This is a genomic window from Microcoleus sp. Pol14D4 (assembly GCF_036701245.1).
Lineage (GTDB): Bacteria > Cyanobacteriota > Cyanobacteriia > Cyanobacteriales > Microcoleaceae > Microcoleus.
The window spans coordinates 44,625-57,266 of sequence record NZ_JAUBQM010000041.1 but is presented as its reverse complement, the minus strand read 5'-3'; the positions used below and the strand labels follow the sequence as shown (position 1 = coordinate 57,266).

Annotated in this window: 10 protein-coding genes and 1 tRNA gene; 1 reads left to right on the top strand and 10 read right to left on the bottom strand. The window is 45.2% G+C overall.

All coding sequences use genetic code 11. The features are described from left to right. Positions 1 to 70: 70 nt before the first annotated feature. The 3 genes from QUA33_RS16130 to QUA33_RS16120 all read right to left on the bottom strand — a co-directional run bounded on the left by QUA33_RS16130 (position 71) and on the right by QUA33_RS16120 (position 2,229). On the bottom strand, positions 71 to 592 hold the full coding sequence (locus tag QUA33_RS16130) for an HAD family hydrolase (protein ID WP_333149462.1): 522 nt from the start codon (positions 590 to 592) through the stop codon (positions 71 to 73). Positions 593 to 825: 233 nt separating this feature from the next. After that, on the bottom strand, positions 826 to 1,035 hold the full coding sequence (locus tag QUA33_RS16125) for an acetyltransferase (RefSeq protein WP_333094800.1): 210 nt from the start codon (positions 1,033 to 1,035) through the stop codon (positions 826 to 828). A gap of 27 nt (positions 1,036 to 1,062) precedes the next feature. Continuing rightward, positions 1,063 to 2,229, bottom strand: coding sequence for a zinc-dependent alcohol dehydrogenase (locus QUA33_RS16120; protein WP_333149460.1), 1,167 nt, complete (start codon positions 2,227 to 2,229; stop codon positions 1,063 to 1,065). 746 nt (positions 2,230 to 2,975) lie between these two features. On the opposite strand from QUA33_RS16120, the gene mutS reads away from it, so the two are divergent. Then, entirely contained in the window at positions 2,976 to 5,603 is a 2,628-nt protein-coding gene (gene mutS / locus QUA33_RS16115) for a DNA mismatch repair protein MutS (protein WP_333149458.1), read from the top strand. A 191-nt stretch (positions 5,604 to 5,794) separates the two neighbouring features. Here the strand turns inward: mutS and QUA33_RS16110 are convergent, their stop codons facing one another. From QUA33_RS16110 to QUA33_RS16080, 7 genes are all read right to left on the bottom strand, one after another. After that, positions 5,795 to 6,505 carry a hypothetical protein gene (locus tag QUA33_RS16110; RefSeq protein ID WP_333149456.1) on the bottom strand — a complete coding sequence of 237 codons (711 nt, stop codon included), beginning with the start codon at positions 6,503 to 6,505 and terminating at the stop codon, positions 5,795 to 5,797. Positions 6,506 to 6,534: 29 nt separating this feature from the next. Beyond that, positions 6,535 to 7,212 carry an actin-binding WH2 domain-containing protein gene (locus QUA33_RS16105; protein WP_333149454.1) on the bottom strand — a complete coding sequence of 226 codons (678 nt, stop codon included), beginning with the start codon at positions 7,210 to 7,212 and terminating at the stop codon, positions 6,535 to 6,537. A 415-nt stretch (positions 7,213 to 7,627) separates the two neighbouring features. Next, a tRNA-Gly gene (locus QUA33_RS16100) sits at positions 7,628 to 7,698 on the bottom strand. 151 nt (positions 7,699 to 7,849) lie between these two features. After that, the gene (gene uvrC, locus QUA33_RS16095; RefSeq protein ID WP_333149452.1) at positions 7,850 to 9,868 is read right to left on the bottom strand and encodes an excinuclease ABC subunit UvrC; all 2,019 of its coding nucleotides are present in this window, start codon (positions 9,866 to 9,868) and stop codon (positions 7,850 to 7,852) included. A 116-nt stretch (positions 9,869 to 9,984) separates the two neighbouring features. Further along, the gene (locus tag QUA33_RS16090) at positions 9,985 to 10,737 is read right to left on the bottom strand and encodes an amino acid ABC transporter ATP-binding protein (RefSeq protein ID WP_333149450.1); all 753 of its coding nucleotides are present in this window, start codon (positions 10,735 to 10,737) and stop codon (positions 9,985 to 9,987) included. Positions 10,738 to 10,792: 55 nt separating this feature from the next. Next, positions 10,793 to 11,992 (bottom strand): amino acid ABC transporter permease, encoded by a 1,200-nt coding sequence (locus QUA33_RS16085; RefSeq protein WP_333098453.1) that lies wholly within the window; start codon positions 11,990 to 11,992, stop codon positions 10,793 to 10,795. Positions 11,993 to 12,008: 16 nt separating this feature from the next. Next, positions 12,009 to 12,608 (bottom strand): hypothetical protein, encoded by a 600-nt coding sequence (locus QUA33_RS16080; protein ID WP_333149448.1) that lies wholly within the window; start codon positions 12,606 to 12,608, stop codon positions 12,009 to 12,011. Positions 12,609 to 12,642 lie beyond the last annotated feature (34 nt).

Genomic DNA, 12,642 nt, shown 5'->3' with positions numbered 1-12,642 from the left:
AACTTTTGTTACATCTGTGGAAAAAATCCTGAAAGAATTTGGAGAAAACTATGTAATTAATTTTGTCTAGCTACTTATCGTAAGGAGTATCAGCTAACATCACAGTCTGACTCGCTTCCATCTGCAATTTGCTCAAAGCAGCTTCCACAATATCCGGTTCCGGTTTAGAAGCTTCCGCGTCACTCGATGTCGTCGCTCGATCCAATAAATCGTCAACTTGTGCAGCTTTCAGCAAACCGGAAAGTTCTTCAGTGGTAGCTGAAGTCGCAATAATTAGCCGCAATCCTTCTTGCTGCATTTTTAACAGCAAATCCCGCGAACCGGGGGTTGGAGAAAGTTCGGGAGCAAAGCGGTTAATAATCAGTTCTTTGCGCCGCTGTGCAATCTTTTTCCCGTCGCCTGCTTCGTCGGAAAGCCCTGATACCATTTTGGGTATAACTTTGTCGCCTCCCATACCAATTAGCGGGCGAACTTTCTCGAACGGCACCTCGTAGCCGTAAGCCACAAATGACTCTACCCAAGCTTGAGCGTGGGCGTCATTGCTGAGCGTGAGAGTACCGTCTATATCGAGAATTACTGCTTGCAATTGCATAACTTATTTGTTGTTAGTTATTAGACTTATTCCAAAAAACTATTTTGTAGTAAAAACTTTAGTCCACAATTATTTAATTAGTCAATCGGAGACGGAAGTCCCCACTACGAACCTTTAGACAGGGACTTCAGTCTCACAGCGATTTTTAGGGTTAAGTTGACACCTATGTGCCCTGTTCCTACCCCTAGCTTCCCCTCCCCCCTTGTTAAAGGGGATGGGGAGAATCAGTGGAATCAATGAGTTTGATAATTTTCCTCAGTCCAGCAGCGCGGCAGAGCTTCACCGGAAGGAAAGACTAAATTACTTTTTGGAAAAGTTGCTTTCTCTTGCTCTTCTTGACCAGCTTGATTTTTTCCCGGAACTTCTTGTTTTGTAGGGCTGATTAAAGCATCTACATCGAGGATTTCTATCAAGTCGCCTGATTCTTTTTCTTGTAAAAGCATAGTTTTTCCGTGAAGGGTAAATGCGAGTTAGGGTTTGAGGACAACTTTGATGCAGTTGTCTTTTTTGTTTTTGAAAATGTCGTAGCCGTGGGGCGCTTCATCCAATTTCATTCGGTGCGTAATTACGAATGACGGGTCAATTTCGCCTTTTTGAACGCGATCGAGCAAAGGCCGCAAATAGCGGTGAACGTGCGTCTGTCCCATTTTCAGGGTCAAACCTTTGTTGAAAGCTGCACCTAATGGCACTTTGTCAACGAAGCCGCCGTAAACGCCGGGAATTGACACTGTGCCGCCCTTGCGACACGCGACGATCGCTTGTCGCAGCGCCGTAGGTCGATCGCTCTCCAACCGCACGGCTTGCTTGGCTTTGTCGTACAAAGCGTCGAGACCGGTGCCGTGGGCTTCCATTCCCACCGCGTCGATGCAGGCGTCGGGCCCGCGTCCCCCCGTCATTTCGGTGACGGCTTCCCCGGCGTCCATTTCTTCGTAGTTGATGATTTCAGCTTTCGCCGCGGCAGCCATTTGCAAGCGTTCCGGTACGCGGTCGATCGCAATTACTCGATCGGCCCCCAGCATAAACGCGCTTCTGATCGCAAATTGTCCGACTGGCCCGCATCCCCAAACAGCTACAGTATCCCCCGGCTGAATGTCGCAGTTTTCAGCCGCCATGTAACCGGTAGGAAAGATATCGGTGAGGAACAATACTTGTTCGTCAGAAAGTCCGTCGGGAATTTTTAAAGGGCCGACATCTGCAAACGGAACCCGCGCGTATTCTGCTTGTCCGCCTGCATAACCGCCCGTTAAATGCGAGTAGCCAAACAGTCCCGCCGGCGAATGACCGAACATTTTTTCAGCCAGCCCAGCATTGGGGTTGGAGTTGTCGCACAGCGACCACAAATCGCGGTTGCAAAAGAAGCAACTGCCACAAGAAATAGTAAAAGGAATGACGACGCGATCGCCCTTTTTTAAGTTCTTGACTTGGCTGCCGAGTTCGACTACTTCCCCCATGAATTCGTGCCCCATGATGTCGCCCGATTGCATTGTCGGGATGAAGCCATCGTAGAGGTGCAAATCTGAGCCGCAGATTGCTGTAGACGTGATTTTAACTATCGCGTCGCGCGGGTTGATAATTGTTGGGTCTGGTACGTTATCAACTCGCACATCATTTGCTCCGTGCCAGCAAAGAGCTTTCATTATTTCGTTCTCCTCTAGTTAACTACTAGCTAGCAGATTTTTGCTTCTAAATCTTAAATTTACTACGCCGATAAATTACCTGCCGGGATGGTTTAATTTTAAGGATATAAAATATATTATCTCTCTATCCGAGGTATAATTTAAAAATCTATCTTCCGGCTGTTTTAAATAACAAAAATGTAAAGTTTATCCCCCAACTAAAGTGCGGAGGATTTAACGTTCTTCTGTTAACGCCCAACTGTTATACCAACCGCGCCCGACAGTTGGCAAGTTCTTAATTGCTGAAACCGTTGCCGAAAATTGCTTCTTCCTTCTCTCATAGATAACTAAAGCCTTCTTCCTTCTCTCCTAGATAACTAAAGCCTTTTTGCTTCTTCCTTTTCCCTTCTTCTTTCTTCCTCCAACATCTGCTATAACAGCTAACAACTACATAGCTGAGATTGTTTTTGTCGATCGCCGATCGCTCTCCTCTCACAATAAATAATAATTTCGCACTTGATCTCACTAGGGCGGAGGCTTAAGCTCACATTAGATAAAAAGCGACCCAAAAATTCTCAACTACAAGCAGGTTTATCGATTATTAAGTACGGTGCGTGACTTTTGTATAGCTCAACACTGTTCCCCAATATGGAGAATCACGCACCCTGCTTAAGGAGGATTAATCGTCAAATATTGTATATTAGTTATAGCTAAAAGCCGAGCTTGCGCTAAAGTTGTTAAAGATTAAAATTTATCGATCGCCTTTTATGCCTTACACTGCATCTACCCCAACAGACCCCACTCAACCCAACATCCGCAATGCCAACCACCGCCTACTAGAATTCACCAAGCTGACGCCGATGATGCAGCGGTATGTGGAAGTGAAAGAACAGTATCCCCACGCACTTTTATTGTTTCGAGTCGGAGATTTCTTTGAGTGTTTTTTCCAAGATGCAGTTACTATTTCGCAGGAATTAGAACTTGTTTGTACTAGCAAAGAAAGCGGCAAGGAAATTGGCAGAGTGCCGATGACAGGAGTGCCGCACCACGCCCTCGACCGCTACACTTCAATGTTAGTAGAAAAAGGCTATGCTGTGGTAGTTTGCGACCAAGTAGAAGATGCCTCAATTGCTGCGAAAGAAGGCCGCCAAGTCAAGCGAGAAATTACCCGCATTCTCACTCCGGGAACCTTGACTGATGACGGAATGCTCAAACCCAGGCAAAATAATTTTTTAGCCGCAATTGTGATAGCGGGGGAACATTGGGGATTGGCTTATACAGATATTTCTACGGGAGAATTCGTCACTACCCAAGCCGACACTTTAGAACAATTAACCCTAGAATTGCTGCGCTTGCAGCCTTCGGAAGTCTTGGTACCGACTAATGCGCCGGATTTGGTGACTATGTTGAGACCCGGAGAGAAATCCGAGCATTTACCCGATTGTTTGCCGAATTCGTTTTGCTATTCTTTGCGATCGCAAATTCCGTTTACTTTGCCCGAAGCAAAACAGAGAATCCTGCAAAAATTCAAAGTGCGATCGCTTGAAGGTATGGGATGCGGCCATTTGCCCCTCGCAGTGCGCGCCGCCGGGGGTTTGTTGCAATATCTCGAAGAAACTCAAAAGGAAAAAGCAGTTTCTTTGCAAAGATTGCATACTTACACTCTCACGGATTTTCTCATACTCGACTACCAAACCCGCCGCAATCTCGAAATTACTCAAACGGTGAGAGATGGGGTTTTTCACGGTTCGCTGCTGTGGGCTATAGACAAAACCAGCACCGCAATGGGAGGCCGCGCTTTGCGCCGCTGGGTGCTGCAACCTTTGCTCAACATTAAAGGCATTTGCGCCCGACTTGACACGATTCAAGAATTAGTAGAAAATAACGGCTTGCGCCAAGATTTTCAGCAGTTGCTTCGCCAAATTTACGACATCGAAAGACTGACAGGCCGCGCGGGTTCTGGAACAGCTAGCGCGCGGGATTTGGTCGCTTTAGCTGATTCTCTGGGAAAACTGCCGCAATTAGCCTCGATCGCAGCCCAAGGACGATCGCCATATTTGAAAGCGCTGCAAAATGTACCGCCAATTTTAGAAGAATTAGCAACTAAAATTCACGATCATTTAGTTGACGAACCGCCGATTCATTTAAAAGAAGGAGGCTTGATTCGAGCGGGAATCAATCCCATGCTAGATGAAATGCGCCACACTGCATCAGCCGACCAAGAATGGATTGCAAATTTAGAAGCAACCGAGAGAAAGCGCACGGGAATTTCTAATCTAAAAGTAGGCTACAATAAAGCTTTCGGCTATTACATCAGCATTACCAAATCAAAAGTAGACCAAGTGCCGAAGGACTACACCCGCAAGCAAACTCTCACCAATGAAGAACGCTACAGCACTGAAGAATTAAAAGAAAGGGAAGTGCGAATTCTGACAGCGCGGGAAGATTTAAATCAATTGGAATACGATATTTTTGCTCAAGTGCGATCGGAGGTAGGAGAACACGCCGAAATTATTCGCAACGTTTCCCGCGCCGTGGCGGCGGCCGATGTTTTGTGCGGTTTAGCAGAAGTAGCAGTTTACCAGAATTACTGCCGCCCGACTATGACAGAAAGTAGGGAAATTAAAATTATTGAAGGTTGTCACCCGGTGGTGGAAAAGTCTTTGCCGCCCGGATTTTTTGTACCTAATTCTGCTTTTTTGGGTCGGGAAGAATCGCTAAACCGCCCAGATTTAATTATTTTAACCGGCCCGAATGCTAGCGGGAAAAGCTGCTACTTGCGGCAGGTGGGTTTGATCCAGTTAATGGCGCAGATGGGCAGTTATGTGCCTGCGAAAGCTGCGAGTTTGGGAATTTGCGATCGTATTTTTACCCGCGTCGGCGCAGTAGACGATTTGGCAACGGGTCAATCTACGTTTATGGTGGAAATGAACGAAACTGCAAATATTCTCAATCACGCCACGCCGCAATCATTAGTTTTGTTAGATGAAATTGGCAGGGGAACGGCGACGTTTGACGGCCTTTCTATTGCTTGGTCTGTGGCCGAATATTTAGCAACTGAGATTCGGGCGCGGACAATTTTTGCCACTCACTATCACGAGTTAAATGAGTTAGCTTCTATTTTGGATAATGTCGCCAATTATCAGGTGACAGTCAAAGAATTGCCGGATCAAATCGTATTTTTGCACCAAGTTCAGCCGGGAGGCGCTGACAAATCTTACGGAATTGAAGCGGGCAGATTGGCTGGTTTACCGCCGTCGGTGATTGACAGGGCGAGACAGGTGATGAAGCAGATTGAGAAACACAGCAAAATTGCGATCGGGCTGCGGAAAGGTGTTAAAAAAGATGGCAAAAAACAGTCGGAGGGCGAACAGTTGGATATTTTTGATGATTAAAATTTACGGTGGTAAAAAAGTTGTAGTAACTTCTATATTGCACCATTTTCAATAAGCCTTTCAGGGGCGGGCAGGATACCCACCCCACAAGAAAATTTAATTTTTGTGGAACAGCCATCCTGCCCGTTCTTGAGCATGGTGCAAGATCTCAGTTACTACTTTTACAACAAACCAGGAACGCTGCAACAAATCTAACGTCCATTTTGCAACTTTCTTACCTCTTTGTGTACGCTCATCCCAATTTCCAAAGCCTCATTTAGCAACCGCCCGTATTCAGTCGCCCGATCGCTCACATCCAGCGCCATCAAAGCAGCTAAATTACTTTCAATATTAGCAAATAGCTCGTAACGGCGACCGATAAATTGCTGATTATCCCTGAGAATTCTTTCTGTTTTCAAAGCACAGACTAAACTTTCTCTAGTAATTTTTAATGCTTCAATTGCATCTCCTCGGTTAATTAAATTGGCTTGTAAATTGCCAGCATCCGTTAGGCGATCGATAATATCTAAAGCCTGAATTACCTCATGATACTTCTCAACTTCATCCAGCAGACCCGCCAGCGTTGCCAGAGGCTTTGCCTTAACCCATTTATAGACATTCCAAGCAACAGTAATCGCCAGCGACAAACCCAAAGTTATTTGTAAAACCCGGACAAATATCTCTGAATCGCTAAATAAACCAACATTATGTTTATTAGCCAGTAAAGCAACAGGCAGCGAAACAACTAATGTCACGCAAAATATCAGCAACTCATTCACCAAAAGAGAAAACAGCTTTTTGCCGTCCCGGAGCGCAGCAGGTCGGTAAAAATCCGCTGCAAAACCGTCGCTCAAAGCTATTCCACTCAAATCCTCCAACTCCTTCTCAGAAATTTTTAACTGTTCCAAATCCGCTTCTATCACTCTTCAAAATCTCCTTTAATTGGGATTAATTACGATCCTCCCAAAGACATAATTGATTGCCACAGACTCATATAAAAATTGCTTTCTCGGTCTCGGAACAGTTGAAAAGCCATTCCCGGCGACCCCAAAAACGGTCTCAGCGTCCATCCCAACTGAGTCCCAACAAACGCATAAAGTCCCAACCAAAAGCGCAAAATATTTAGCCTGATGTCTTTGCCTTCCGCATCTTGTTCTGAAAGAAAGTGCATTCCTTGATAAATGAAACTTACTCCCAAAAATCCTGTGATTGCCATGATAGCAACATTCAGCAACAGATAAAAATTGTAATTGGTACTGCTTATGAGGAAAAACAAACTAACAGGTGCAAATCCAAACAGCAAAACGCTAATCATCGCCATCGCTGTCATCAACAATGTCAAATACTGCTCAAAAGTTCGTTTTGAACCAAACATCACATTAAAAAAGTAAAGTGTGGGAAAGCAGATAATCAGCGTCAGCAAGTAAAGTGCTGGCAACTTAATTGCTGAAACCAGACATTGCATCCACGTACTAGATGCACCTAATATCGCTCCGTAAATGGCAAAAAATACGGTACTAGAAATCAACAAACCGAAAATTTTAGATTTGAGCTTTACACCTTGGCGAATTTCTTCAAGAAATTGTTGCCGTTCCCGCAGCAAATACATTACTACTGAAAAATATTTCACGGGCTCTCCTTGTGACTGATGCGACTCCGAATCAGTCATAACTCAAGCTGAGTTCGATCGGCAATCTTGCCAAACCAGGGCACTCTATGTTAACTAATTATTCTTGTACCCAGCTCACCGCAAGCTGAGAGGTGGAGGCGTTTTGAGAAATACTTGCCAAGCTAAACGGCTCAAACTGAATACAGTTATGCTTTGTATTCAATTTGTATTCATTTGTCTCCAAATTGTCTCCAAAAATGGCAATCGGGTAGTCATTGGATATTCACTTGATACTCAGTTTGGTCGTTCCGTAGTCAAATTGTATCCAATTTGTATCCAATTTCTAGTCAACTAGACCCCTGACAAACCGCAAAAATCAGCAATAAAAAACCTCAAACCGTTGATTTATCGTAGGTTTGAGGTTCTTATGGACGCAAGCGGGCAGCGGGAATCGAACCCGCATAGTTAGCTTGGAAGGCTAAAGTTTTACCACTAAACTATGCCCGCGCACAGAAACTAAACATACCACAAGCCTCTGGGAATTGCAAGAGATCTGTTCAAAAATTTTGAAGAGCTTCCTCACACTGGCTGAATCGGGACTTGCGCGCCGATCGCCCCCTCGCCCCAAAACTCCCCGTCTCCTATGCTGCGTAAGACTTTACGGGTGGAAATAATCGTAAATTTGCTGCGCCAGACGCGGGCCAATCCCAGAAACTTCTGCCAACTGTTCGGGAGTCGCTAAACGGAGATAGTCGATCGACCGAAAATGTGCCAACAATTGTTTTTGTCGGTGGTGTCCCAATCCGGGAATTTCATCAAGGCGCGATCGCTTCATTCTCTCGCTTCTTCGATCGCGGTGAAAACTCACAGCAAATCTGTGCGCCTCATCCCGCACCCGGCGCAATAATTGTACGCCCGGTTGCTCAGAATTAGTTGGCAGCGGCAAAGATTCCCCCGGCAAAAATATCTCCTCTCGCTGCTTGGCCAAACTGACAACGCGCAACTCTTCTAGCAAATTCATCTCCCGCAAAACTGCCACAACGGCTGACAGTTGGCCTTTGCCGCCATCTATCATGATTAAGTCTGGTTTGTCGGAAATAGCAGGAGAATCTGAAGATAAATTGCTGAGTTCTTTCGGTTCTTCTAAATCGCTAAACCCATCTTCCATCTTCCCTCTTTCTTCTTCCTTCAATCCCCGGAATCTGCGACCGATAACTTCTGCTAAACTAGCAAAATCATCAGAATGACCCGATTTAATTTCAGGATTTTTAATTTTGTAATGGCGGTAGTGTTGATTGGCCGGCAAACCGTCAATAAATACGACGCGGGAAGCTACGGCGTCAGAACCTTGAATGTGAGAAATATCGTAACCTTCAATGCGGCGAGGAACTTCTGGCAAATCCAGAATTTCGGCTAAATCTTGCATTGCTTGAGAATTGCGATCGCTCAATCTTTGCATTCTCGCCAATTCATACTCAGCATTGCGTTCCACCATCTCAATCAACTCAGCCTTAGTTTGCCGTTGCGGCGTCAAAATCGTAACTTTTCGTCCCTTACGGTTGCTCAACCAATCTGCCAATATTTCCGCTTCTGGCAATTCGTACTGCACTGAAATTTCGCTGGGAATTTCTACAGATTCGACATTTTGATAGTGTTCTTCCAACACCCGCTGCAAAATCGCTCCGGCCTCTACCCCCCCTCGTTCCCCCCCTTGCCAAGAGGGGGAGGAAATAGAAAGTTGAGATAACTCTTGATCCCCCTTTGCAAGGGGGGGTTGGGAGGGTATTTCCGCCATAAATCCCAATCTTCCGACCAATTGACCGGCCCGAATTTGGAACAATTGAACGCAAGCGTGCTGGGTGTCGGCCGCAAGTGCGATCGCATCCCTGGAAACCGTATCGTCGGGCAAAGACACTTTTTGACCCGCACTCAAAGACTGCAAACCCTTAATTTGGTCGCGAATTCGCGCCGCCGTTTCAAAGTTTAAATCTTCTGCTGCCTCTTCCATTTGGGGCTGCAAAATATCGAGCAATTCCTCAGTCCTTCCCTGGAAAATCATCGCTACTTTTTGGATGATTTTTCGATATTCTTCCGGCGAAGTTAACCCTTGACAAACGCCAACGCAGCGGCCGATGTCGTAGTTCAAACAGGGACGGTCTTTAAACAGCGGTTGAGGGCGCTGCCGCAGCGGGAAAATTCGCTTAATTAAATGTAGCGTACTCCGCAGCGCCCCTGTATCGACGTAAGGGCCGTAATAGCGGTCTTTTGCACTACCTGCGCGGCGTTTGCGGGTGATAAAAATGCGCGGGTATTCTTCTGACCAAGTTATGCACAAATAAGGATATTTTTTATCATCTTTGAGGAGGACATTAAAGTAAGGTTGGTGCTGTTTTACGAGGTTTGCTTCTAAGGCTAAAGCTTCTGCTTCGGTGTCGGTGGCGATGAATTCAATTTCGCGCACTTGCTGCACCATCATCGCGATGCGGGGACTGAGATTTTGGCTTTCGCGGAAGTAGGAACGGACGCGGTTTCGGAGTTTTTTGGATTTACCGATGTAAAGGATGCGATCGCTCTCATCGCGCATTAAATATACACCAGGAACCGCCGGAATTTCTTTGAGGCGACTTTCTAGGCGTTCCGAGTCTTTAACTAACGGCAGAGTTTTTGTGGATGGCATTGCAAGCTATCTCAGCAAAATAGAGACTGATTGTACACTCTTTTATTTTACCTTAATTAGGTCGATTTTGACTGCTGCGACCGTCGCCCAACCCACCGATTAAACTGCAAAATCAGTTACAATATCTGAGATAAAAACTTGCGGGTGCGTTCTTCCTTCGGGTTCTGAAAAAACTCTTCTGGTTGGGCTTCTTCCACTAAAACACCGCCATCCATCAATACAATGCGATCGGCAACTTCGCGCGCAAACCCGACTTCGTGAGTCACCACTACCATTGTAATTCCTGTTTGAGCCAAATTTCGCATTACATCTAAAACTTCCCGCACCATTTCCGGGTCTAATGCTGATGTCGGTTCATCAAACAGCATGATTTTAGGCTGCATTGCTAGAGAACGTGCAATAGCGACGCGCTGCTGCTGTCCCCCAGACAACTGTCCGGGATATTTTTTTGCTTGTTCCAAAATTCCCACTCTTTCTAACAGTTGCATCGCCACTTCTTCAGCTTTTTTCTTCGACCAGCGGCGCACCCACACCGGCGCTAGCATGACGTTTTGCAAAACTGATAAGTGGGGAAACAGGTTAAATTGCTGAAACACCATTCCTACTTCGCGGCGAATTGTCTCAATGTTGCGTAAGTCGTGGGAAAGTTCTATTCCGTCGATCGTAATTTTACCTTGCTGGTATTCTTCTAAGGCGTTGAATGTGCGAATAAACGTCGATTTTCCCGAACCCGAAGGCCCCATCACGACAACGACTTCACCTCGGTTTACGGTCATGCTGACACCTCGCAGTACGTGAAATTGTCCGTACCATTTGTGGACGTTTTCTGCTACGATTACTTGTTCTGGGGCTGTTAGTTGAGTTTCCATAATATTTTTTTTATTTTTTAACCGCAGATGAACGCAGATGAAAGTTGATGAGTTTTTAGCGCTGGCCTACTCCTAATGTTCGCTCTATTTTGCGGCTGGCTAGGGACATTGAGTAGCAAAATATCCAATAAATGATGCCTACGAATATGTAAACTTCGGCGTACCTGCCAATATAGGATGGATTTGCTAAAACTGCGCGGGATATTCCGATTAATTCTAACATTCCGAATAGAGATAGCAGGGATGTATCCATGAATAATCCGATGAATTGACCGCCGATCGCCGGAATGACTATTCGCAGTGCTTGAGGCAGTACAATGAGAATTGTAAGCAGGGGTGTATTGAGTCCGATAGACCTAGCTGCTTCTATTTGTCCCCTGGGCACGGCCTGCAAGCCACCGCGCACGTTTTCTGCCAAGTATGCCGCACTAAATAACGTTAATCCAGCAATGGCTCTAATCACTCTATCCAATTTCGGATATTCGGGCGGCAGAAATAATTGCAGCATCACTTGACCTAAAAACAAAATGCCAATTAATGGTAAACCGCGAATAATTTCAATGTATAAGGTTGATAACAGTCTTACAACTGGCAAAGAACTTTGTCTGCCGAGTGCTAGCAATACCCCTAAAGGAAAGGAAAGCACAATACTAATAACTGCTAAAAACAGCGTCAGTACTAAACCGCCCCAATCATTTGTTGACACTTCTGTCAAACCTAACCCGCCTTTAATTAACCACAAAACTATTGGGAAGGAAAGAACCCAAATTGCAGGCATCCAGCCCATGATTTTTGGGTGAATTTGCCTGCCGATGGCATAGCTGGCGGCGGCTGCGATAATAATTCCTAAGAGGTAGAGGCGAGAGGTTAGGTCGATCGGCGAAATGACCGCACCCACAACCGCAGCACCTAGTATAATTAGTAAAGGCGGATTCCAAAGACGTTCTTGCCGCTGAATATTTCCCCAAGTTAATCCTCCCAACAAGGCTATTATGGCCGTTACTATCCACAGCCGCCAGTAGGATTCGCGGGGAAATCTGCCGGCGAAAAATAGCGGCAAGTTGGCTTCTAACACGTGCCACTGAGCTTTTGTTGTTGCCCAAACGATAATTCCTCTAATAGTTTGGAAGGCGATAATTAGGCAAACTACTGTCAGAATGCTGTTGTACCAGGTACTAAATAGGTTTTTGCGCGCCCAATTCCAAGGAGTGGGCGATTCGGTGGCTGGGGGCGGTAATATCGGTATGGTTTCCATAGATTGTGAGTTGTTATTAATTTCTAATACTGTTCGCTAAGATTCCTAAAATTTTATTCACATCTCTCAAATAATATTCACCTAAATCAATTTCAATAATTTGTTCTTGCAACTTCAGGAATTTCCAAACAGTACCTGTAGTAACAGTCCCATAAATCGCAGGAATTTCGTTGCCTTCACGTTCATTAAATATTCTAGCAGCCAACATTTCTGCTACGCACTGTCCCAATCCGCCATTGAGATTTTCCTTTTTGGCTTCTACAATGATAATTATTGGCGCTCTAACAATTAGTAATTCTGGGGAATGGCTTATCAGAAAATCGCAACTTCCATTTAATCCTTTTTCAACATCTACTGTAAAGTCTATCCCCGAAAATAAACTAATTTCCAAGTTTAACTGTTTTCTAAGATCGATCAAAATCGGTGCGATAATCATTTCAGAGCGAGCTTTTTCTGTGTTGCTGCTCAAGGCTAACGGTACATTATCTTTGAGAATTTCTGCAAGTAAGGTACTCGACTCTAATTCTGATACATTAGCGAACATATCAATCTTATCGGAAATCGTTAAATCAAAAGTTTTAGTTACTCGGTCTAAGCTAAAGTCACTGTATGCCATTTAACGCGCTCTCCTTTTATCACCCTTAAAATAT

Excerpts from the sequence above, each read along its gene's own strand:
- QUA33_RS16090 (WP_333149450.1), bottom strand. The coding sequence starts at position 10,737 with ATGGAAACTCAACTAACAGCCCCAGAACAAGTAATCGTAGCAGAAAAC.
- QUA33_RS16125 (WP_333094800.1), bottom strand. The coding sequence starts at position 1,035 with ATGCTTTTACAAGAAAAAGAATCAGGCGACTTGATAGAAATCCTCGAT.
- mutS (WP_333149458.1), top strand. The coding sequence starts at position 2,976 with ATGCCTTACACTGCATCTACCCCAACAGACCCCACTCAACCCAACATC.
- QUA33_RS16130 (WP_333149462.1), bottom strand. The coding sequence starts at position 592 with ATGCAATTGCAAGCAGTAATTCTCGATATAGACGGTACTCTCACGCTC.
- QUA33_RS16120 (WP_333149460.1), bottom strand. The coding sequence starts at position 2,229 with ATGAAAGCTCTTTGCTGGCACGGAGCAAATGATGTGCGAGTTGATAAC.
- QUA33_RS16085 (WP_333098453.1), bottom strand. The coding sequence starts at position 11,992 with ATGGAAACCATACCGATATTACCGCCCCCAGCCACCGAATCGCCCACT.
- QUA33_RS16080 (WP_333149448.1), bottom strand. The coding sequence starts at position 12,608 with ATGGCATACAGTGACTTTAGCTTAGACCGAGTAACTAAAACTTTTGAT.
- uvrC (WP_333149452.1), bottom strand. The coding sequence starts at position 9,868 with ATGCCATCCACAAAAACTCTGCCGTTAGTTAAAGACTCGGAACGCCTA.